19 protein-coding genes are annotated in these 20,551 nt (G+C 74.3%); 6 read left to right on the plus strand and 13 right to left on the minus strand.

The features are described from left to right. Positions 1 to 106: 106 nt before the first annotated feature. Positions 107 to 1,507: an amino acid permease gene (locus tag ACFVHV_RS20265; protein ID WP_380352499.1), complete on the minus strand. Its 1,401-nt coding sequence runs from the start codon at positions 1,505 to 1,507 to the stop codon at positions 107 to 109. A gap of 440 nt (positions 1,508 to 1,947) precedes the next feature. Here ACFVHV_RS20265 and ACFVHV_RS20270 point away from each other — a divergent pair, with 440 nt between their 5' ends. Then, positions 1,948 to 2,163: a hypothetical protein gene (locus ACFVHV_RS20270; RefSeq protein ID WP_359912359.1), complete on the plus strand. Its 216-nt coding sequence runs from the start codon at positions 1,948 to 1,950 to the stop codon at positions 2,161 to 2,163. 43 nt (positions 2,164 to 2,206) lie between these two features. On the opposite strand, the gene ACFVHV_RS20275 is transcribed toward ACFVHV_RS20270, so the two are convergent. Then, the gene (locus ACFVHV_RS20275) at positions 2,207 to 3,232 is read right to left on the minus strand and encodes a deoxyribonuclease IV (RefSeq protein ID WP_380352501.1); all 1,026 of its coding nucleotides are present in this window, start codon (positions 3,230 to 3,232) and stop codon (positions 2,207 to 2,209) included. A gap of 230 nt (positions 3,233 to 3,462) precedes the next feature. Here ACFVHV_RS20275 and ACFVHV_RS20280 point away from each other — a divergent pair, with 230 nt between their 5' ends. From ACFVHV_RS20280 to ACFVHV_RS20290, 3 genes are all read left to right on the plus strand, one after another. Further along, on the plus strand, positions 3,463 to 4,887 hold the full coding sequence (locus tag ACFVHV_RS20280) for a cytochrome P450 (protein WP_380352503.1): 1,425 nt from the start codon (positions 3,463 to 3,465) through the stop codon (positions 4,885 to 4,887). Positions 4,888 to 5,201: 314 nt separating this feature from the next. Further along, on the plus strand, positions 5,202 to 6,284 hold the full coding sequence (locus tag ACFVHV_RS20285) for a nitrous oxide reductase family maturation protein NosD (protein ID WP_380352505.1): 1,083 nt from the start codon (positions 5,202 to 5,204) through the stop codon (positions 6,282 to 6,284). A gap of 127 nt (positions 6,285 to 6,411) precedes the next feature. Then, positions 6,412 to 7,446 carry a methyltransferase gene (locus ACFVHV_RS20290; protein WP_359912348.1) on the plus strand — a complete coding sequence of 345 codons (1,035 nt, stop codon included), beginning with the start codon at positions 6,412 to 6,414 and terminating at the stop codon, positions 7,444 to 7,446. Between the two features lie 116 nt (positions 7,447 to 7,562). On the opposite strand, the gene ACFVHV_RS20295 is transcribed toward ACFVHV_RS20290, so the two are convergent. The 9 genes from ACFVHV_RS20295 to ACFVHV_RS20335 form a co-directional block, all read right to left on the minus strand. After that, a complete protein-coding gene (locus ACFVHV_RS20295; protein WP_359912345.1) occupies positions 7,563 to 8,243 on the minus strand; it encodes a class F sortase in 681 nt (226 codons plus the stop codon). A gap of 103 nt (positions 8,244 to 8,346) precedes the next feature. Beyond that, a complete protein-coding gene (locus tag ACFVHV_RS20300; RefSeq protein ID WP_380352507.1) occupies positions 8,347 to 8,820 on the minus strand; it encodes a hypothetical protein in 474 nt (157 codons plus the stop codon). Positions 8,821 to 9,134: 314 nt separating this feature from the next. Continuing rightward, entirely contained in the window at positions 9,135 to 9,464 is a 330-nt protein-coding gene (locus ACFVHV_RS20305; protein WP_359912339.1) for a TcmI family type II polyketide cyclase, read from the minus strand. After that, a complete protein-coding gene (locus tag ACFVHV_RS20310) occupies positions 9,461 to 9,916 on the minus strand; it encodes an SRPBCC family protein (RefSeq protein WP_359912336.1) in 456 nt (151 codons plus the stop codon). Before ACFVHV_RS20310 ends, ACFVHV_RS20305 begins: the two co-directional genes overlap by 4 nt. A gap of 1 nt (position 9,917) precedes the next feature. Further along, on the minus strand, positions 9,918 to 10,178 hold the full coding sequence (locus tag ACFVHV_RS20315) for an acyl carrier protein (RefSeq protein WP_359912333.1): 261 nt from the start codon (positions 10,176 to 10,178) through the stop codon (positions 9,918 to 9,920). A gap of 29 nt (positions 10,179 to 10,207) precedes the next feature. Then, positions 10,208 to 11,446: a beta-ketoacyl synthase N-terminal-like domain-containing protein gene (locus tag ACFVHV_RS20320; RefSeq protein WP_359912330.1), complete on the minus strand. Its 1,239-nt coding sequence runs from the start codon at positions 11,444 to 11,446 to the stop codon at positions 10,208 to 10,210. 5 nt (positions 11,447 to 11,451) lie between these two features. Continuing rightward, a complete protein-coding gene (locus ACFVHV_RS20325; RefSeq protein ID WP_380352509.1) occupies positions 11,452 to 12,708 on the minus strand; it encodes a beta-ketoacyl-[acyl-carrier-protein] synthase family protein in 1,257 nt (418 codons plus the stop codon). Then, the gene (locus ACFVHV_RS20330) at positions 12,705 to 13,130 is read right to left on the minus strand and encodes a cupin domain-containing protein (RefSeq protein ID WP_359912324.1); all 426 of its coding nucleotides are present in this window, start codon (positions 13,128 to 13,130) and stop codon (positions 12,705 to 12,707) included. The genes ACFVHV_RS20325 and ACFVHV_RS20330 overlap by 4 nt, the downstream gene beginning before the upstream one ends. Positions 13,131 to 13,157: 27 nt before the next feature. Next, complete coding sequence (locus tag ACFVHV_RS20335; protein WP_359912321.1) at positions 13,158 to 14,333, minus strand: SchA/CurD-like domain-containing protein; 1,176 nt, start codon at positions 14,331 to 14,333, stop codon at positions 13,158 to 13,160. Between the two features lie 303 nt (positions 14,334 to 14,636). Here ACFVHV_RS20335 and ACFVHV_RS20340 point away from each other — a divergent pair, with 303 nt between their 5' ends. Then, positions 14,637 to 16,262, plus strand: a complete 1,626-nt coding sequence (locus ACFVHV_RS20340; protein ID WP_359912319.1) for an FAD-dependent monooxygenase — start codon at positions 14,637 to 14,639, stop codon at positions 16,260 to 16,262. Between the two features lie 60 nt (positions 16,263 to 16,322). Here ACFVHV_RS20340 and ACFVHV_RS20345 read toward each other — a convergent pair whose 3' ends face one another. Together ACFVHV_RS20345 and ACFVHV_RS20350 are read right to left on the minus strand one after the other, a co-directional pair. After that, positions 16,323 to 17,984 carry an APC family permease gene (locus ACFVHV_RS20345; RefSeq protein ID WP_359912317.1) on the minus strand — a complete coding sequence of 554 codons (1,662 nt, stop codon included), beginning with the start codon at positions 17,982 to 17,984 and terminating at the stop codon, positions 16,323 to 16,325. A gap of 268 nt (positions 17,985 to 18,252) precedes the next feature. Continuing rightward, on the minus strand, positions 18,253 to 19,173 hold the full coding sequence (locus ACFVHV_RS20350) for a serine/threonine dehydratase (protein WP_380352511.1): 921 nt from the start codon (positions 19,171 to 19,173) through the stop codon (positions 18,253 to 18,255). Positions 19,174 to 19,450: 277 nt separating this feature from the next. Here ACFVHV_RS20350 and ACFVHV_RS20355 point away from each other — a divergent pair, with 277 nt between their 5' ends. Beyond that, positions 19,451 to 20,332, plus strand: a complete 882-nt coding sequence (locus ACFVHV_RS20355) for a DMT family transporter (RefSeq protein WP_380352513.1) — start codon at positions 19,451 to 19,453, stop codon at positions 20,330 to 20,332. Positions 20,333 to 20,551: the final 219 nt, after the last annotated feature.

The raw sequence follows: 20,551 nt of genomic DNA on the forward strand, positions 1-20,551 counted from the left end.
CGGGAAGTGAAATCCTCGTGCACATCGGACGTGCACCGGACAAGTCCGGCGTACGTCACGGGGGTTCGGGGTGGTGTGTCCGGTTTTCCGGCTGCCGCCGGGGGATTCAGTCGCGGCGGCGGCCCGCCATCCAGACGTAGACCAGGATGCCCGCGAACAGGAACAGCACGCCCTGGTAGACGGCGGCGTAGCCGGCCCCGGCGAGCAGCCAGAGCGAGAAGGCGAAGGCGCCGAGGCCGAGGACGGCGTCGCGCACCAGCCGCCCGCGGTCGACCTTCTCGCCCGCCCCGCGCACCAGCCAGTACAGCTGGGCGGCAGTGGAGAGCAGGTACGGCACGGTGGCGGTGAAGGTGGTGACCAGCACCAGCATGTCGAAGGCGCCCTTCGCGCCGCTGGCGAAGTTGACCACGGTCAGCGCCGAGGCCAGTGCCACGCTGACCAGCACGCCGAAGGTCGGCACCCCGCGCCGCTCCTTGCCGAAGGCGGCCGGGAACAGGCCGTCCTTGGCGGCCGCGTACGGGGCCTGGGCGGAGAGCAGGGTCCAGCCGTTGAGGGCGCCGGTCATCGAGACCAGCGCGGCGACGGCGATCGCCGTGCCGCCCCAGCTGCCGCCGAACATGGCGTCCACGGCGTCCGAGAACGGCGCGGCGGAGTGGACGAGTTGCTGGTGCGCCACGGTGCCGAACACCGCGATGGTGCCGAGCAGGTAGACCACCGCCGCACCGGTGGTGCCGAGCACGCTGGCCCGGCCGACGTTGCGCTCCGGGTCGCGGACCTTGCCGGCGCTCATCGCGGCCGACTCCACGCCCAGGTAGCTGAAAAGCAGGATCGCCGCGGCGGCGGTCATGCCGCCCGCCCAGCCGTGGCCGGTGGCGTCGAAGGGCCCGAGGTTCTTCGGGTCGAAGAAGAACAGGCCGCCCACCGAGACCAGCAGCAGCGGAATGAACTTCAGCACGGTGGAGACGAGTTGGACGGCCCCGACGTAGCGGGTGCCGGCCAGGTTGGCCAGGGCCGGCAGCCACTGGAAGGCCAGCGCGGCGGTGATCTCCAGCGGGATGGAGTGGTGGAGCGGCAGCAGTACGTCCAGGTACCCGACGGCGGCCACGGCGAGCGCGGCGTTGCTGACCCAGGTGGTGATCCAGTACGACCACGCGGACAGGAAGCCGGCGAAGTCCCCGAAGGCCTCGCGGGCGTAGACGTACGGCCCGCCGGTGCGCGGGTTGCGGCGGGCGAGCTGTCCGAAGACCAGCGCCAGCGCGATCGCGCCCACGGTGAGCACTCCGAAGGCGGCCAGGCTGACCGTCCCGAACGGGGCCACGGCGGCGGGGATCATGAAGATGCCGCCGCCGATGATGTTGCCCATCACCAGGGCGGTGGCGGTCAGCAGCCCGAAGCGGCGGCCGGTGGTCCGGGGCGCGGGGCCGTCCGGCGGGGAGCCGACCGGTCCCGGGGTCTCCGGGCCGCTCGGTCGGGTCGCCTGCCGGGGTGCGGCGGGACTGGTCTGCATGAGGGTGGTGCGCCTTTCGTGGTGCTGCTCCTGCTGGTGCTCGCGCTCGGTGGAGCGTCATGGAGCGACCGTTCATGCTCGGACCGGGCGGCACCTTGCACCAAATCGCCGGGATTTGTTCAGTTCGCCCGGTCCATCACCGCAAGACTTGCGGCCGCGGGGCAGCCGGACGGGTACTCGTCCGGCCCCCTCCGTCCGGCCGTTCGACCGGATTCACGCGGGTACGCCCGGATTCCTCGACGTACGCCCGGATTCGCCCGGCCGGGGGAGTTGCCTCACCCGAACGCCTCAGCCCGGTTGCGGCGCGCGCCCGAAGCCGCGCGTTCGTGTGCCAACGTTGGCGCGGCGCCCCCGGTGGGGCGCCGCCCGGCCCGTCGGGCGGCCGAACAGGCCGGTCGGGGGCGCGGGTTGAGGACCAGAGACGAACCAAAGGACATCAGATGTCGCTTCGTGGGAAGATCCGCAAGCTCGCCGTGATCGTCGCCGTGGCCGGTGCCGTGGTGGCGGTCCCGACCTCGGCCATGGCGGGGGGCTTCGCTCCGACGCAGTCGGAGGGACAGCACCTGGAGTCCGGCTCCGCGGGCGTCGGCCTGGTCGGCCCGCACGCCACCTGGTTCAACTACTCCGAGCACAGCGAGAGCGACTGCGGCTGCTGATCCCCGCCCCCCGAGCCCGGAGGCCGCCCGTCGGCCTCCGGGCTCACGGCCGTCCCGCGGCGGCCGGCTCCCGCAGGTGCGCCGGACGGGTTCCGGGGCCGCGGCCCGCCGCCCTGTCCCGCAGGACCGGGCCGCGGACCGCCGCCCGGTCCCGCAGTTCCTTCAGCACCGCGATGTCCATCGCGTGCCCGGTGCCGTCCCCGCCGTGCTTGCGGTCCGGGGTCTCCACCACCAGGGGCACCCCGGCCGTCTCCGGGTGCTCGAACAACTCGCGGAACGGCTCGGCGCCGATCATCCCGGCGCCGATGTTGGCGTGGCGGTCCTTGCGGGCGCCGACCACGTCCTCGGAGTCGTTGGCGTGGATCAGCCGCAGCCGGCCCGGACCGGCCGCGGCGGCCAGGGCGTCCAGCGCGGCCGTCACCCCGCCCGGCTCCGCCAGGTCGTGCCCGGCGGCGAAGGCGTGGCAGGTGTCCAGGCAGACTCCCACCTTCGGGTGATGGTCCAGCGCCGCCATGTACGCGGCCAGCTCCTCCAGCCGCGAGCAGAGCGAGCTGCCCTGGCCCGCCGTCGGCTCCAGCAGCAGCCAGGGCGCGTCGTCGCCCAGCCCGTCCAGCTCCTCCAGCAGCGGCCGGACGTCCGTCCGGACCTGCGCCATCGCCTCGGCCCGGCGCGAGCCGCCGCCGGGCGCGGTGCCGACCGCCGAGCCGGTGTGCAGGACGACACCGAGCGCGCCGATGGCGTGGCCGCGGCGCAGCGAGTGCCGCAGCGACTCGGCGGAGCGTTCGCGGGTGGCCGGGTTGTCCGAGCCGAAGTTGATCAGGTACGGCGCGTGCACCCAGGCCGGGACGCCCCGTTCGGCGCAGGCGGTGCGGAACTCCTCGTCCTGGGCCGGGTTGCCCGGGGGAGTGGCCCAGCCGCGCGGGTTGGCCACGAACACCTGCACCGTCTCCGCGCCGACCCGGGCCGCGTACGCCAGGCCGGTGCCGGCCAGTCCACGCGCGGCCACCGGGACGTGGGCACCGATCGGGTTGCGGAGGGCGGCGACGGGCGGTACGTGCACGGTGGTCATGGCCCCGAGCATGCCACGCGCCCGGACCGGGGCGTCGGGCGGGCCGGGCCGGGCCGAGCGGAGCGGAGCGGGGTGGCCGGGGCGGGGTGGCCCGGGAGGGTCGGCCGGGCCCGGAGAAACGATTCACTGTGCTCGATCGAGTGAATCCGGGCCGGAACCCGGGGACCACCCCACCCGCCTCCTTCACGATCCGTGACCAGATGGACTTCGCGACTCCTGAGGAGGCAGCCGTGAGCACCGCCGAACCGGTCGAGACCGTCGACCTGCGCGCCGACCACCTGATCCGCGACCCCTTCACCGCCTTCGCCGACCTGCGCGAGCGCGCCCCGCTCGCCCGCGCCACCATCCCCGGCGTGGAGCCCTTCTGGATCGCCGTCCGCTACCAGGACGTCCGCACCGTGCTGTCCGACCCGCGCTTCGTCAACGACGTGAACGCCGTCGACGGCCCCGTCGCCGACGAGCTCGCCACCGCCGCCGCCACCACGGACGCCACCACGGACGTCCTCGCCGCGGAAGCCGTCGGCGCCGTGGGCACCGCCGCCGACCCGTCCGGCCCGGCGGACGAGCCCGCCGCCCCCGCCCCCGCCCCCGTCCCCGCGCACCGCACCGAGCAGGTCTGGCGCGCCCGCGGCATGCCGCCGGAGTGCGCGAAGTACCTCCGCGCCGGGGTCTTCGGCGCGGACGGCGCCCGGCACCGCCGGATGCGCGGGCTGGTGCACCCCGCCTTCACGGCCGGTGCGGTGGAGCGCCTGCGGCCCCGGATCGAGCGGCTCGCCGAGGAGTACGCCCGGGCGCTGCCCCGGCACGCCGGCCCGGACGGCGTGGTCGACCTGGTGGCGCACTTCGCCTACCCGCTGCCCGTCACGGTGATCTGCGAGCTGCTCGGGATCCCCGAGGCCGACCGCCCGCAGTGGCGTCGCTGGAGCTCCTACCTCGGCCGGGGCGCCGGGCCCGGCCTGGACGAGGCGCTGCGCGCCATGGTGACCGCCGCCCGCGACCTGGTCGGGCGCCGCCGGGCCGAACCGGCCGAGGACCTGCTCTCCCGGCTGGCCGCCGCGGAGGGCGACAACCTCGCCCCGGTGGAGACCGTCTCGCTGATCCTCAACCTGATCGTGGCCGGGCACGAGACCACCGCCACCCTGATCGGCAACGGCACGGCCGCGCTGCTCGCCCACCCCGAACAGCTGGCGCTGGTCCGGTCCGACCCGGGCCTGCTGCCCGCCGCCGTCGACGAGCTGATGCGCTGGTGCGGCCCGACCATCGGCGGGGTGCCGCGCTACGCGACGGAGGACCTCACCCTGGCCGGCACCCCGATCCGCAAGGGCGAGGCGGTGATGCCGATCCTCGCCGGGGCCAACCACGACCCGCGGGCCTACGCCGAGCCGGAGCGCCTGGACGTCTGCCGGGCGAGCGCGCCGGACCGCGCGGGGCACCACGAGGCGCACCTGGGCTTCGGCCACGGCACCCACCGGTGCCTGGGCTCGGTGCTGGCGCACCAGGAGGCCGTCGTCGCCTTCGACACGCTGCTGCGGACGTACCCGCGGCTGGCTCTCGCGGTCGGCCCGGAGGCCGTCGAGCGCGGACCGAACCCGGCCGCCTGGCACCTCGCCGCGCTGCCCGTCCGCCTCGGGCCGCAGGCCCCGGCCGCGGGCTGACCCCGGGCCGCCGAGCCCGCTGCCGAAGCACCCGCCGAGCCCGCTGCCGCCGAGCCCGCTGCCGAAGCGCCGGACGCGCCCGACCCCCACCACCCCGCGCCACGCCGGGCCGTCCCACCTCCGGTCGACGCCCCGTCAGTCCCGCAGCCCAGCCCTGGTGGCGGGCCCATCCGGCCGCCCGTACCGTCGACACGGCCGCACCCACCGGCCGTCACCGCCCGCGCACAGCGCGTCAGCCCATACCGCCGGCCCGTGCGGGGGACCACGACACCCGCACGAACACCGCGCGCGCCGAAAGAAACAGGTCACCACTCATGTCCACGCGACGGGTCCACCACCTCGCCGCGGCCACCGCCGCCGCCACCGCCCTGACCACCGTCCTCGCCGCCCTGGCCGCCGCCCCCGCGGCCCGCGCCGACGGTGGCCTCCCGCTGCACCACGTCCGGCCAGGAGAATCGATTCAGCGGGCGGTCGACGCCGCCCGGCCCGGTGACACCGTCCAGCTGTTCCCCGGCACCTACCGGGGCAGCGTCCGCATCACCACCCCCGGCATCACCCTGCGCGGCGCCGGCCGGGACAGCGTGATCGTCCCGGGGGACGGCACCGAGAACGCCTGCGCCGCCGCCGGCCACGGCATCTGCGTGGTCGGCACCGAGGAGCACCCGCTGTCCGACGTCACCGTCCACGGCCTCGCCGTCACCGGCTTCCGCAAGAACGGCATCGACGCCAGCGGCACCACCGGTCTGACCGTCAGCGGCACCTACGTCCACGACAACGCCCAGCAGGGCATCAGCCAGGAGATGTCCACCCGGGCCGTCATCCGCGGCAACCGCTCGACCGACAACGGCCAGTCCGGCGTCTTCCTCGCCAACTACGCCTACCGCGAGGGCGGCTCGCCCGACACCGGCGGCACCGTCGTCGAGGGCAACGAGCTGACCGGCAACCGGGTGGGCGTCACCGTCCGCCGGTTGCGCGGGCTGGCCGTCCAGGACAACGGGATCAGCGGCAACTGCGCCGGCGTCTTCGTGGTCGGCGACGAGGGCGTGCCCCGCGCCGGGAACCTCGACGTCCGGCGCAACACCGTCGTCGGCAACAACAAGTTCTGCCCGGCCAACCCGCGCCTGGGCGCCATCCAGGGCGCCGGCATCGTGCTCACCGGTACCGAGGACACCCGGGTGACGGAGAACGAGGTCCGCGACAACACGGGCACCTCGGACTTCTCCGGCGGCATCGTCCTCTTCCGGAGCGTCGTCGGCGTCTCCAACGCCCGCGCCGTGATCACCGACAACGAACTGAGCGGCAACGGTCCGGCCGACCTCGCCGACCGCGACGCCGGCGCCGACAACACCTTCGCCCGCAACACCTGCGAGCGCTCCGAGCCGGCCGGCCGCTGCTGAGCCCCGGCGCCCCCTCACCCAGGCCGCCGGCCCGTCGCTCCCCGCTCCCACTCCCGCTCCCGCCGCCGGCCCCTCGCCCCTCGCCGCCCGCCGCCCCAGGAACCCCCAAGGACCCGAGGAACCCGCCATGACCACCGCACCCGCCCATACCAGCCCCCAGGCCGCGATGCGCCTGCGCGAACTCGTCTTCGGCGCCGCCTGCGCCGCCGCCGTCCGCGCGGCCGCCCGGCTCGGTGTCGCCGACGTGCTCGGCGACACCCCGACCACCGTCACCGACCTCGCCGTCGCACTCGACACCGAGCCCCGCCAGCTGCGCCGCCTGATGCGCGCGCTCGCCTGCTACGGCATCTTCGAGGCGAGCGGCGACGACCGCTTCGAGCACACCGAGATGTCCCGGCTGCTGCGCGAGGACGCCCCCAACTCGCTGCGCTACATCTCCCTCTGGTGCACCGAGCCCTGGACCTGGGAGGCCTGGCCGAAGCTGGACGAGGCCGTGCGCTCCGGCCGCAACGTCTTCCCCGAGCTGTTCGGCAAGGAGTTCTTCGACTACCTGCACAGCGACGCGGGCGACTCGGCGAAGGTCTTCGACAAGGCGATGACCACCTCCAGCCGGCAGTCCGCCGAGGACTTCGCCGAGTACCTGGACCTCACCGGCATCGACTCGGTGGCGGACATCGGCGGCGGCCAGGGCCACGTGCTGGCCAGCCTGCTGGAGAAGCACCCGGCGTTGCACGGCACCCTGCTGGACCTGCCCAAGGTGGTGGCGGGCGCCGACCCGAGGCTCCAGGACGGCGGCGCCTTCTCCGCCCGGGCCCGCCTGGTGCCGGGCGACTGCCGGATGGAGATCCCGGTCCGCGCCGACCTCTACATCATCAAGAACATCCTGGAGTGGGACGACGACAGCACTCGCCGCACCCTGGCCAACGTGGTCAAGGCGGCCGGCTCCGGCGCCCGTGTCGTGGTGGTGGAGAACCTGGTCGACAACAGCCCCTCGATGCGGTTCACCACCGCGATGGACCTGATGCTGATGCTCAACGTGGGCGGTGCCAAGCACTCCGAGGAGAGCATGGTCGGGCTGATGGCGGAGGCCGGACTGACCGTCACCGCGGTCCGCCCGGTCAACCCCTACCTGCACGCCTTCGAGGCCCTCGTGACCGGCTGAGCCGCCGCCGTACGACAGTACGCCCGTACGACGTTACGACCACCGGCACGCGCGACCGCCGGCCCCCGAGCGAAGGGGGTCGGCGGTCGTCGCGCTCCCGGCAGGGGCGGGGCGGGTCAGCCCGGGTGCGAGGACTCCAGGTGGGCGAAGACCACGACGTTGTCGAGGTAGTCCCGCCGCTTCTTGTCGTAGGTGCCGCCGCAGGTGATCAGCCGGAGCTGGGCGTCGGGGGTCCTGCCGTACACCTTGGCGTCGGGGAAGGCGTTCTTGGCGAAGGTCTCCACCGAGTCGACCGAGAACACCGCGACCGTCCCGTCCGCGCGGCTCACCTCGACCTTGTTGCCCGGCAGCAGGAAGCTCAGCAGCAGGAACACCGCCGGGCCCTTGGCGGTGTCCACGTGCCCGGCCAGGACCGCGCTGCCGCGCTCCCCCGGGGTGACGCCGTCCCGGTACCAGCCCACCAGGTTCTTGTCGTCCGGTGGTGGCGCGTCGAGCTGGCCGGCCGGGTTGACGGCCAGTTCGGTGAACGGCGCGTCCACGGCGATCTGCGGGATCCGCAGCCGGGTCGGCTTGGCGCGTTTGAGCGCCGGCGTCTGCGGCGCCGCGTCCGCGTCCGCGGCGCCCGCGGGACCGGGGACGGTCGGCGCGGCGGCCGCCGGGGGAGCGGGCCGGCCGTCCTCCGCGCCGGCGTCCGAGCCGGTGTCCACCGAGTTGTAGATCAGCAGCAGCCCGACCGCTGCCGCGCCCATCCCCGCGCGCAGCAGCCGGGGTGTTCCAGAGGCGGGACCGCCCGTCATTCCTGTCCTCCGCTCGACCTGTTCCACGACGGCCCACCGCCCCCGGTGCGCCAGCCCCGCGCGGGGAGGCGCCCGGAGGCGGCGGAAGCAGGGTGCCCCGGCGTCAGGCGACCGCGCCGGTGGTGCGGCGGCCGCGGCGCAGGGCGTACGCGCCCGCCCCGAGGCCGCCGAGCAGCAGCACCGCGCCGGAGGCGAGCCCGCTGCCGGACAGCGCGAGACCGCCGCCGCCGGTGTGCACGCCGCCGTGCGGGCTCTTGTGGTCCTCGTCCTTGGCCTCGGTGCCCTTGTGCTCGTCGGTGCCCTTGTGCTCGTCGGTGCCCTTGTGTTCCTCGGTGCCCTTGTGCTCGTCGGTGCCCTTGCGCTCGTCGGCGCCCTTGTGCTCCTCGGAGGCGGCACCGCCCCTGTTGTCGTCGGTGGCCTTGGAGTTGTCGGAGGTCTTCTCGGACTTGTCCTGCTTCTCCTGCCAGGTCAGGTTCTTGCCCTGGTCGGCGGCACCGTCGGCGAAGGCCATGGGGGTACCGACGGTGATCATGGCGGCGACGGCCGCCCCGGCGAGCAGTGTGCGTGCAGAACGCATGAGGATGATCCTTCCGGTGCGCAGGACCGCGACTGCCGGCACGGTGCCGGGCAAGAGGACTCGCGGGGGTTGCGCCTGATCCACGGTCATCCACCGTGCGGCCGACTGCCACCGGAGTGTGGCAGCGCCGGTACGCAGCGTGCGCCCTTCGGGTGGAGTCCCGGGAGTGTTCACCCGTACGGCCGGGCGATCCGGGTGAATCCGGGGCGGCCGGATCCGGGACGGGCCGATCCGCTCCGGGGCGCTGCGGCCGGGCACGCGTGGGCCCGCCCCCGGCGCACGGCCGGGGGCGGGCCCATCGGGGAGGCGCCGGGTCAGCGGTCCCAGCGGTAGAACTCCCGCGCCATCGCGTCCTTCGGCTCCCGCCAGGTGGCCGGGTCGTACGCCTGCACGTAGGCGGTCAGGCGGTCGCTGACGGTCCGGAAGTCCGGGTGCCCGACGACCTTGGCGACGGCCGGGCCCGGCGGGCGGTCGGCCTCGATCAGGTGCAGGTAGACGTCGCCGAACTGGAAGAGGCTGCGGCCGGTGACGCCGATCAGGTGCGGCAGTTCGCCCTGGTCGGACTCGGCGAACACCTCGGCGATGTCCGGTGCGGCCTCGGGCTTCATCCGGGCGACGATCAGTGCCCGGTGGACGCCGGTCACAGCTCCGCCGCCCGCTTCTCGACCTTCTCCCGGATCAGCTGCATCTGGATCTTCGAGTTCCGGTTGATGTGGCCGGTCATGCCGGCGTCGTCGACCGGGGCGGTCGGCTTCATCGCGAAGTCCTGGATCCAGCGCATCCTGGTGCCGGCCGGCACCTCGGCGTACTCCCAGCGGATCTCCATGAACTCGAACGGGCCGGGTTCGACCCGGCGGGCGCGCACCGAGAGCGCGTCCCGGTCGGTCTCCCGCTCGGAGACCCAGCTCCACACCTGGCCGTTCTCGTCGGGGTGCATGGTGAGCCGGAACCGGACGAGGCTGTCCTGCCGGTCCAACACCTCCACCGAGGCGTACTCGCTGAACAGCTGCGGCCAGTTCTCCAGGTCGTTGGTCATCTCCCAGACCAGGTCGAGCGGAGCGGCGATGACGATCTCGTTGTCGGTGTGTCCGGGCATCTCAGGCACCAGCCTTCGTGGCGAGGGAGGAGTTGATCAGCTCCAGGAACTCGGCGGGGGTCTTGGCCGATTCGGCGCCCGAGGTGACCTTGAGGCCGTGCCGGTTCTCCAGCTCGCCGACCACGCCGAGCAGGCCGAGCGAGTCGACGCCGAAGGTGTCGAACTCCGCGCCCGGCCGCGCCAGGTCGCCCGGGTCGACGGCGACGCCCGCCCGGGCCTTGAGCAGCTCGGCGAGTTCCGGATAACTGAGGGTGTTGCTCACGGGGGTGTCCCTTCGAAGGTGTGGGTGGTTCAGGGCCGCACGCGCCGGACGACCAGCGCGGAGTTGGAGCCCATCAGCCCGCGGCTGAGCACCAGGGCGGTGTTCAGCTCGGCCGGGCGGGCGCGGCCGGTCACCAGGGCGAGGTCGTGGCAGACCTCGGTGACATTGGGGGTGGGCGGCAGCACGCCGTCCTCCATGGCCAGCACGGCGGCGGTCACGTCGAGCAGCGGGGCGCCGCAATAGGCCCGTCCCGTACCGGTCTTGGGTGCGGTGACCGGGACGCGCTCGGCGGCCGGGCCGAGGGCGTCGGCCAGTGCCAGGGCCTCCGCCCGGTCGGCGGCCGGCACCCCGAGGGCGTCCGCGAAGACCACGTCGATCTCCTCGGGCGCGATCCGGGCCTCGTCCAGCGCGATCCGGATGGCGGCCGCCAGCCCCTCCCGGGACTCCGCCCAGCGGGAGGCGCCGGTGAAGGTGGCGCCGTGCCCGGCCAGCACCGCCCGGACCCGGGCGCCGCGCAGGCGGGCCGCCTGCTCGTCCTCCAGCAGCAGCATCGCGCCGCCCTCGGCGGGGGCGAAGCCGCAGGCCTGCGCGGTGAACGGCAGGTACGCCAGCTCGGCCTGCTCGGCCAGGCTGAGTTCGGAGTAGCCGAGCTGGCAGACCATCGAGTACGGCGCCAGCGGCGCCTCGGCGGCGCCGGCCACCACCGCGTCGGTGCCGCGCTCGATCGCGCGGACGGCGTGTGCGAGGGCGTCCAGCCCGCCGGCCTCGTCGCTGGCGACCACTCCGCAGGGGCCCTTGTAGCCGCCGCGGATCGAGATCTGGCCGGTGCTGGCCGCGTAGAACCAGGCGATGGACTGGTAGGGGCCGACGAACTTCGGCCCCTGGCCCCAGAGTTGCTGGAGCTCGCGCTGGCCGAACTCGCCGCCGCCGGAGCCGGCCGCGGTCACCACGCCGATCGCGAAGGGCTGTTCCGGGTCGGGCCGGAACCCGGCGTCCGCCACCGCGAGGTCGGCGGCGGCCATCGCGTAGTGCGTGAAACGGTCGGTCTGCACCAGGAAGCGGTTGTCGATCGCCGACTGCGGATCGAACCCGTTCACCTGGCCCGCGATCCGGAGCGGAAGCCCGGTGCAGCCCTCGCGGGATATCCGGTCGAGGACGCTCACGCCCTGCCTGGTGGCCTTCCAGAAGGCGTCGGCCCCGACTCCGTTCGGTGCCACCACGCCGAGGCCGGTGACCACCGCCCGGCGGCCCTGCTGACGTGACGTCATGGAACTCACCCCGTTCTGTTGAGCACGACGGCGGACTGGAATCCGCCGAATCCGCTGCCGACCGAGAGGATGTGGCTCAGCGGCAGCTCGCGCGCGGTGCGCGGCACGTAGTCGAGGTCGCACTCCGGGTCCGGAGTCTCGTAGTTGGCGGTCGGCGGCACGACGCCGTGGGCGAGCGCCAGGGTGCAGGCGACGACCTCGATGGCGCCGATCGCGCCGAGCGAGTGCCCGACCATCGACTTGATCGAGCTCATCGGCGTCCTGAAGGCGTGCGCGCCCAGCGAGCGCTTGACCGCGGCGGTCTCGTGCCGGTCGTTCTGCTTGGTGCCCGAGCCGTGCGCGTTGACGTAGTCCACCTCGGTGCGGTCCACCCGGGCGTGGACGAGCGCGTGGTCGATCGCCCGGGACATCTCCAGCCCCTCCTTGGTGAGGCCGGTCATGTGGTAGGCGTTGCCGAAGGTGGCGAAGCCGCCGATCTCGCCGTAGATCCGGGCGCCGCGGCGGCGGGCGTGCTCCAGCTCCTCCAGGACCAGGACGGCGCCGCCCTCGCCGAGCACGAAGCCGTCCCGGCCGGCGTCGAAGGGGCGGGAGGCGTGCTGCGGGTCGTCGTTGCGCTCGCTGGTGGCCTTGATGGCGTCGAAGCAGGCGACGGTGATCGGCGAGATCGGGGAGTCGGAGGCGCCGGCGACGCAGATGTCGGCGCGCCCCTCCTCGACCGCCTGGAAGCCGTAGCCGATCGCGTCCAGGCCGGAGGTGCAGCCGGTGGACACGGTCTGCACCGGGCCGTGCGCGCCGGTCCGCTCGGCCACCGCGGAGGCCAGGGTGCTGGGGGCGAAGGCCCGGTGCAGCTGTGGCTCGGCCCGCCCGGGGTCCACGTCCCAGCGGGATCCGGCCGCGCTCACCAGGGCGTAGTCGTGCTCCAGCCGGGTGGTGCCGCCGACGGCGGTGCCGAGCGAGACGGCGATCCGCCACGGGTCCTCGGCGGCCAGGTCCAGGCCGGCGTCGGCGATCGCCTCGTCGGCCGCGACCATCGCGAACTGCACGTAGCGGTCGGCCCGTTGGACGTCCGCCGGGCCCAGTCCGTGGGCCGCCGGGTCGAAGTCGACCTCGGCGGCGATCCGGGAGCGGAACCCGGTGGGGTCGAAGAGCGTGATGCCCCGGGTCGCGGTGCGGCCGGCCGTCAGCAGGTCCCAGAACGCCGGGACGCCGACCCCGCCGGGGGCGACCACACCGATCCCGGTGACGGCGACGCGCCGGGTCACGAGCCCACCTTGGCGTGTTCCGGCGGTCCGGACGCCGCGGTCCCCTCGGTGCTCACGTGGCCGAGGTCGGGGCGCGGGGCGAGCGGGCCGAGGTGGAAGACCATCCGGGCCTCGGTGTCGCCGACGTTGCGGAAGCGGTGGCGCATGTTGATCGGGATCATCAGGCCGTGGTCCGGCTTGAGCGGATGGGGCTCGCCGTCCAGGTCCACCTCCAGGTCGCCGCAGACGACGAACACGAACTCCTCGGAGTACGGGTGGTAGTGCTCGCGGATCCGCTCGCCGGGCTTGACGATCGCCAGGCCCATGAAGCCGCTGGTCGCGCCGCAGCTGGTCGGGGTGAGCATGGTGCGCAGCTCGGCGCCGTGGCGGCGGTTCTCCGGTGCGTCGTGGACGCTGACGATCCGTGGGGACTGGGTGGTCATGGAGTTCTCCCGTGATGTGACGGAGCGTCAGTTGTTGATCGGGTCGGCGGAACTGCGGTCGGTGACCGGGTTCATGGCGCGGGCGGCGAGGAAGGCGCCGAGCCCGGTGGCGGTGCGCAGGTCGCCCTGCGGTCCGAGGTCCAGCAGTCCGGCGAGCACGGCGGCCTGCCGGTCGTCGGCCACGCCGAGGGCGGCGGCCGGGTCGGCCTCGGCCGGCACCCGCAGGTCGACCAGGCGCACCACCACGTCCTCGCGGTGGAAGACGGTGGCGGCCGCGACCGGCCCGGTCGGGTCGGCGGTGGCCAGGTTGTCGTGCTCGGCCAGCAGCTCGGCGACGTCCTGTCCGCGGCCCGGACGGACCGGGTAGAGGACGGCGTGCCGGTGCAGCCGGGCGGAGGCGGGGGAGCTGGCGATCGCCTGGTGCCGGGCGGGCAGCGCGGCCCTGGCGAAGAACGCCCGGGCGGCCTGCGGGTCGCCCAGCTGCCGGGCCTCCTCCAGGTGCGGGTTCAGCGCCTCCTCGACGGCCCGCACCTCGGGCTGCATCGCCACGTGGCGCAGCGCGTCGCCGAGGTTGCCGATCACCTCGACGGCGCGGACCACCCGGTTGCCGAGCATGAACAGCGAGGTGCGGCGCAGCCGGGTGTGCTCGTCGACCTCGGCCCGGGGGGAGGCGTAGCCGGAGAGGATGCGGGCCACCTCGGGCTCGCTGCCGGGCTTGACGGTGAAGGTCAGCGCGTGGCGGACCACGCCGTCCGGGCCCGGCGGGGCCTTGGGCGGGCCGACGTGCCCGGCCGGGGTGGTGCGCGGCAGCCCGGGCGGCACCTCCATCGGTGCCCGGGTGCCGGTGGAGCCGGCGGCGGAGGTCTCGCGCAGCACGGCGTAGCGCAGCGAGCGGAAGTTGTCGCTGACGCAGCCGTGCATCGGCTTGACCATCTCCCGGTGGGCCGGGCTGTCCACCCACTCCAGGAAGGTCTCCTGGTCCTTCCACTCGCTGGTGATCAGCCACTGGCGCGGGTCGTTGATCGACTGGCACAGCTGGTCGCTGACGTGGCCGGGGACCGAGGCCACCTGGTGGCGCAACTGCTCGTACACGTCGAGGAAGCGCTGCTGGGCGCCGTCCTGGATCTCCAGCATCAGCACCACTCGCAGCCGGGTGTCGGCCTCGTCCTGCTGCTTCGGCTGGGGTTCGGACAGAGTTGTCATGATCCACTTTCTGCTCTGGGCCGCACGCTGCGGGCCGTGTCGGCCGTGCCCGGCGGGTGCTCCCCGGCCTGGGAGGGCGGTGCGACGGGGGTTCGGCCGGGCGAGTCGGCGCCAGGCCTGAGGTCGATCGTGGGCGGCGCACCGGGCGCGGCGCGAGATTTGCGGGCCATCCGGGCGAAGGGGCGGCACGGGCCGCCTCCGGCGGGGGATGGAAGAGCGGGGCCCCGGCTGAGCGGGCCCGCCGAGGGCGGCGCCGGGCCCGGTGGCCGGGCCGCGGAATCCCCTGACAGGGCGGAGCAATCGATGAATCCGAAGATTGACGACCGGGTGCCGGTCCTGATCGTGGGCGGCTCGCTGGTCGGGCTGTCGGCCTCACTCTTCCTCGGCAGGCTCGGGGTCCGGCACCTGCTGGTCGAGAAGCATGCCGACACCTCGCACCACCCGCGGGGGCGCGGCAACAACGTGCGGACCATGGAGCTGTTCCGGGTGGCCGGGATCGAGCCGGCGATCCGCGAGGCGGCCTCGATCCTGGCCCCCAACCACGGCATCCTCCAGGCGCCCTCGCTGACCGGGGCCGAGCAGGAGTGGCTGTTCCGGGAGATCGACCCGGGCGGCCGGCTGGCCCGGTTCAGCCCCAGCTCCTGGTGCCTGTGCAGCCAGAACGACCTGGAGCCGGTGCTGCGGCGGGCGGCCCGCGAGCTGGGCGGCGCCCTGCGGTTCGGCACCGAGCTGATCTCCTTCGAGCAGGACGCGGACGGCGTCACCTCGGTGCTGCGCAGCCGGGAGAGCGGCGAGGAGCGGGTGGTGCGCTCGGACTTCCTGATCGCCGCGGACGGTCCGCGCAGCCCGGTCCGGGAGAGCCTGGGCATCGGCCGGTCCGGCAAGGGCGAGCTGTTCCACAACGTCAGCATCACCTTCCGGGCCAAGCGGCTGGCCGAGGTGGTCGGCGACCGGCACTTCATCGCCTGCTACCTGACCAACCCGGAGGCGGACGGCGCGCTGCTGCCGGTGGACAACCAGGAGGAGTGGGTCTTCCACGCGCCCTGGCACCCCGAGCACGGCGAGCCGCTGGAGGCCTTCACCGACGAGCGCTGCGAGCGGCACATCCGCACCGCCGTCGGCCTGCCGGAGCTGGACGTCGAGGTCACCGGCCGGGCTCCCTGGCACGCCGCCGAGCGGGTGGCCGAGCGGTACGGCGCCGGGCGGGTCTTCCTCGCCGGGGACTCCGCCCACGAGATGTCCCCGACCGGGGCGTTCGGTTCCAACACCGGCATCCAGGACGCCCACAACTTGGCCTGGAAGGTCGCCGCGGTGCTGTGCGGCTGGGCGGGGCCGCGGCTGCTGGAGACGTACGGGCAGGAGCGCCTCCCGGTGGCCCGGGTGACCGGCGAGCGGGCCTCGGCCCGGTCCGCCGAGCACAGCCACCCGGGTTACGCGGTGGCGCCGGGTGTGGGCCGGCAGGCCGGGGTGCTGGCGGTGGCGCTCGGCTACCGCTACCCGGTGGGCGCGGTGATCGGCGCGGACCGGTCCGGGCCGGTGGTCCCCGAGCAGTTCGAGTCGGCGGGCGAACCGGGCAGCCGGGCCCCGCACCAGTGGCTGCGGCGCGCGGGCGTGAAGCTCTCCACGCTGGACCTGTACGAGCAGGCGATGGTGCTGCTCACCGGTCCCGAGGGCGGGGCCTGGCAGGCGGGCGGCAGGCGGGCGGCCGACCGGCTGGCCGTCCCGCTGGACGGCTTCCGGATCGGCGACGGCGCCGAGGACGACCTGGCGCCGGAGCCGGGGGCGGACTTCGCCGCGCTGCACGGCATCGGCCCGGGGGGAGCGGTGCTGGTCCGCCCGGACGGCTTCGTCGCCTGGCGCTCGCCCGGCCCGGCGCAGGACGCGGAGGCCGAGCTCACCACGGCGCTGCGGACGGTGCTGAGCCTCTGAGGACGCGGAAGGGCCCGCCGGTCGCACGGCCGGCGGGCCCTTCCTGTCGGTCGTCGGCGGTCAGTGGCCGCCCTCGTCGACCACCTCGACGTCGGCGATCTCCTGTTCGATCGCCTCGGTCGGCAGCGCCACCCGGATCGCCCAGTAGTAGATGACCAGGGAGAACACCGCCACCAGGGCCATGTCGGCCCACATCGGGATGTTGCCGGTGCCGTCCCCGAAGCTGCCCTGCCAGGAGATCAGGCCGAGGCCGACCAGGTAGGGCGGCAGCCACTGGGCGGACTTCCAGCTCAGCCGGGGCGCGTTCGGCAGGCCCTTCTTGATCGCGTACGCGGCGTAGCTGCCGAGCAGGACGTAGCCGAGCACGATCGCGATGCCCAGGCGCGAGAGGGTGTGCCAGCCGGACCAGTAGATGATCAGGCTGGAGACCACGAACGCGGCCGGGGAGATCAGCTCGCCCGCCGGCAGCCGGTAGGGGCGCTCGTGCGCGGGCAGGCGGCGGCGCATCGCGCCGAAGGCCAGCGGGGCGCCGGCGTACATCAGCACGCTGGCGGAGGTGATGAAGCCGACCAGCTCCTGCCAGCTCGGGAACGGCAGGAAGCAGATCACGCCGGTGACGAAGGCGATGACCAGGCCGAACCACGGCACGCCGTTCTTGTCGAGCTCCTCGAACCTCTGCGGGGCGTAGCCGTTGCGGCTCAGGCCGTAGGAGATGCGCGAGGTCGAGGTGGTGTAGATCAGGCCGCTGCCGCCGGGGGAGATCACGGCGTCCATGTAGAGCACCCACGCCAGCCAGCCGAGGCCGACCACGGTGGCGAGGCCCGCGAAGGGGCCGTCGATGCCGGGGAAGTCGAGCTTGTCCCAGCCGTTGGCGAAGGAGCTGACGGGCAGCGCGCCGATGAAGACGACCTGGAGCAGGGTGTAGATCAGGCTGCCGATGGCGACCGAGCCGAGCACGGCGCGGGGGATGTCGCGCTTGGGGTTGCGGCTCTCACCGGCGAGCTGGATGGCCTGCTCGAAGCCGAGCAGGGCGAAGATGATGCCGCTGGTGCTGATCGCCGCCAGCACGCCCTGGGCGCCGAACGGCGCGAAGCCGTGCGAGGTGAAGTTGGAGCCGTGGAAGTTGGTCGCGGCCAGCACGAAGATGGTGAGCAGCGGGACGAAGATCTTCAGCCAGGTGGCGATGTTGTTGGTGCGGGCCAGGACGCGCACCCCGAGGAAGTTCACCGCGACGAACACCGCCATGAGCACGGTGGAGACGGCGAAGCCGCTGGCGGTGAGGGTGTTGTTGTCGTTGAGCAGGCCGCCCGCCCAGGACCAGTGCCGGGCGTAGCCGATCATCGCCTCGACCTCGATCGGCGCGACGGTGGCCGCCTGCAGCCAGGAGAACCAGCCGAAGGACATGCCGGCCAGGCCGCCGAAGGCGTAGTGCGGGTACCGCGCGGTGCCGCCCGAGACCGGGAACATGCTGCCGAGCTCGGCGTGCACGAGCGCGAGCAGCACGATCGCGACCGTGCCGATGCCCCAGGACAGGACGGCGGCCGGTCCGGCCGCCATCACGCCCTCCTTCGCGCCGAACAGCCAGCCGGAGCCGATGATCGAGCCGACCGAGGCCCACATGAGGCCGATGAGCCCGACGTGGCGGCGCAGTGAGCGGTGGGGAGTCCCGGAGGAGGATTCGGTGCCCTGGTCGGGCGGCGAGATCTGGTTGAGGGAAGCCATGAACGATCTCTCTGTGGGTGGGGGCTCCGGGGTGGGCGGAGCGATGAGAGTTGCCACACACTAGGACTTTTCAGGGCCCCCTGCACAGATTTCATTACTGAATGTTTACATTCTTTTCTGGACATCCCTGCAGGTAGGGGGCGTCATTGTCCCCGATCTCTTACGTATTCGATCGACCCACTCGGAATTCGATCAGTGCCGAGTGGGGCGGCATGATAGACGGTCCTTTCGATGATGGGAATAGTGGTCTCCGTACAGCGGTGCGGTGCTAATCCACCAGATCGGACGGGTCGGTGTTGGCGCCGCAGAGCAGGACGGCGACCCGCTCTCCCTCGGCCAGGCCGGCGGCGGCGAGCGCCGTGGCGGCCGCGTACTCGACGGCGATCCGGCGGTCCTCCCAGAGCTGCCGACGGGCGCGCACGATGGCCTCGTCGTCGACCAGCACCGAGCGGACGCCCGCGTGCGCGGCCGCGTCCACGGCGAGGACGGTGGCGCGGCGGGCCCCGAGCGCGTCCTGGGCGACGGAGTCCACCGGGACGTCCACCGGGCGGCCCGCCTCCAGCGCGGCGTTCAGCGCGCGGCTGCCCGACGGCTCCACGGCGAGCACCCGGACGCCGTGCTCACGGGCAGCCACCGCCACCCCGGCGAACAGCCCGCCGCCACCGACCGACACCACCACGGTGTCCAGCCCGGGCACCCCGGCGCGCATCTCCGCCAGCACCGTCCCGGCGCCGGCGGCGATCAGCGGGTGGTCGTACGCGTGCGAGGACAGCGCCCCGCTGCCGGCCGCGAACTCCTCGCAGGCGCTCAGCGCATCCGCGTACTCCCGGCCCGCCAACCGCACCTCGGCGCCGTACGAGCGCAGCCGCGCCAGCTTCACCGGGGAGGCCGTCTCGGGCAGGAACACCGTTGCCCGGACGCCGAGTTCACGGGCCGCCCAGGCGCAGGCCAGTCCGGCGTTGCCGCCCGAGGCGATGGTCACCCCGCTGTCCGGGAGGGTGCCCGCCTCGGCGTGCGCGAGCAGGAAGTTCTGCGCGCCGCGGGCCTTGAAGCTGCCGGTGTGCTGGAGGAACTCCAGGGCCAGCCAGGTCCGCCCGCCGTCGTCCCCCGGCGCCACCGCCACCGGGCGCACCCGCCCGGCGATCCGCTTCCCGGCGGCCTCGACCTCGTCGTACGTCAGCTGGTCCATCGTGTACCGCTCCTTCGTCGAGTGGGGCGTTCCACCGGGAGCCCCCGGCCCGGTCGACCGTACGTCCCGTTCGTGGGCGAGGAAAAGATCGCGAACACCGCGGCCGGGCGGCGTAGGGTGGCCCCGTGCGTCTTGTGATCCTCCCCCCGCCGGCCCGCTAGCGGGCGGCCCACTCCACCCACTCCGGCCCGACGGGACCTGCCCGCGGCCGGGGCGATGACTGCCGCCCGCGTTCCCAGCGGACCCGAACCGGCACCTCATCGTGGAGTACCGACGCATGACCCCCTCGTACACCGCCGTGCCCTTCCGGCACGGCCTCCTGTCCATTTCCGCCGCCGCCGTCGCCTGGGGCGTGGGCGGCGCCGTGTCCGCGCTGCTGATGCGCACCGGCGGGCTCGGCCCGGTGGGCGTCTCCTGCTGGCGCTTCGGCGTCGCCGCGCTCTGCCTGGCCCTGCTGCCGAGCCGCAGGCCCCGCGCCGACCGGGGCGCCGCCCGGTGGCGCGCCGCGGCGCTGACCGGGCTCGGCCTCGCGGTCAGCCAGTGCGCCTACTTCGGCTCGGTGCGCTGGGCGGGCCTCGGACTGGGCACCCTGATCACCATCGGCGCCGGGCCGGTGTTCACCAGCCTCGGCGCCCACCTGCTGCTCGGCGAGCGGCTGACCCGTCGGGCGGCGGCCGCGGTGGCGTTGGCCCTGGCCGGCCTCGCCCTCCTGGTGGCCGCCCCGGCGGCGGGCCCGCGCCCGGCCCTCGGCGTCGCGCTGGCCGTCCTCGCGGGCGCCGGCCAGAGCGGCCTCACCCTCTGGGCCCGCAGCGGCGGCTCGGCCCGGGCCGGCACCGGCGCCTTCACCACCGGCCTGCTCTGCCTGCTCCCGCTCGCGGCCGTCCAGGACCTCCACGGCCTCCTGCCGACCGGTGGCGACCCGGTGGTGACCGTGCCCGCGCTGCTCTTCCTCGGCACGGTGCCCACCCTGTTCGCCTACCGCTGGTACTTCACCGGCCTGACCACCGTGCCCAGCACCACGGCCGCGGTGCTGGTCCTGCTGGAGCCCGCGACCGCGGCGGTGATCGGCGTGCTGTTCCTCGGCGAGCCGCTGACGGTGGGCCTGCTGGCGGGCTCCGCGCTGCTGCTCGCGGCCATCGCCGTGCTGGCGCGGGAGTAACCGGGGGCGGGACTGGCCGGGGCGGGAGTGGCCGGGGCGGGCGGCCACCCGGGCGGGCGCCCTGTGGTCGCCGGGGGCCCGGCGGCGTGCTGTCGTGGTCCGCATGAACAGCTCACTCCCGGCCCGGGTGGCCGCCGCGACCGCCTCCGTCCTCCTGCTCACCACCGCCGCCGGGGCCGTGGGGGGGGCCGCCGGGGCGGGGGGGGGGGCCCGGGGGCC

Origin of the sequence: Kitasatospora sp. NPDC127116 (genome assembly GCF_042677365.1) — a bacterium.
GTDB lineage: Bacteria > Actinomycetota > Actinomycetes > Streptomycetales > Streptomycetaceae > Kitasatospora > Kitasatospora lactacystinica.

Bases quoted from the DNA above. Each gene is read 5' to 3' on its own strand.
- ACFVHV_RS20265 (WP_380352499.1), bottom strand. From the start codon at position 1,507: ATGCAGACCAGTCCCGCCGCACCCCGGCAGGCGACCCGACCGAGCGGC.
- ACFVHV_RS20270 (WP_359912359.1), top strand. From the start codon at position 1,948: ATGTCGCTTCGTGGGAAGATCCGCAAGCTCGCCGTGATCGTCGCCGTG.
- ACFVHV_RS20275 (WP_380352501.1), bottom strand. From the start codon at position 3,232: ATGACCACCGTGCACGTACCGCCCGTCGCCGCCCTCCGCAACCCGATC.
- ACFVHV_RS20285 (WP_380352505.1), top strand. From the start codon at position 5,202: ATGTCCACGCGACGGGTCCACCACCTCGCCGCGGCCACCGCCGCCGCC.
- ACFVHV_RS20290 (WP_359912348.1), top strand. From the start codon at position 6,412: ATGACCACCGCACCCGCCCATACCAGCCCCCAGGCCGCGATGCGCCTG.
- ACFVHV_RS20295 (WP_359912345.1), bottom strand. From the start codon at position 8,243: ATGACGGGCGGTCCCGCCTCTGGAACACCCCGGCTGCTGCGCGCGGGG.
- ACFVHV_RS20300 (WP_380352507.1), bottom strand. From the start codon at position 8,820: ATGCGTTCTGCACGCACACTGCTCGCCGGGGCGGCCGTCGCCGCCATG.
- ACFVHV_RS20310 (WP_359912336.1), bottom strand. From the start codon at position 9,916: ATGCCCGGACACACCGACAACGAGATCGTCATCGCCGCTCCGCTCGAC.
- ACFVHV_RS20320 (WP_359912330.1), bottom strand. From the start codon at position 11,446: ATGACGTCACGTCAGCAGGGCCGCCGGGCGGTGGTCACCGGCCTCGGC.
- ACFVHV_RS20330 (WP_359912324.1), bottom strand. From the start codon at position 13,130: ATGACCACCCAGTCCCCACGGATCGTCAGCGTCCACGACGCACCGGAG.
- ACFVHV_RS20335 (WP_359912321.1), bottom strand. From the start codon at position 14,333: ATGACAACTCTGTCCGAACCCCAGCCGAAGCAGCAGGACGAGGCCGAC.
- ACFVHV_RS20340 (WP_359912319.1), top strand. From the start codon at position 14,637: ATGAATCCGAAGATTGACGACCGGGTGCCGGTCCTGATCGTGGGCGGC.
- ACFVHV_RS20345 (WP_359912317.1), bottom strand. From the start codon at position 17,984: ATGGCTTCCCTCAACCAGATCTCGCCGCCCGACCAGGGCACCGAATCC.
- ACFVHV_RS20350 (WP_380352511.1), bottom strand. From the start codon at position 19,173: ATGGACCAGCTGACGTACGACGAGGTCGAGGCCGCCGGGAAGCGGATC.
- ACFVHV_RS20355 (WP_380352513.1), top strand. From the start codon at position 19,451: ATGACCCCCTCGTACACCGCCGTGCCCTTCCGGCACGGCCTCCTGTCC.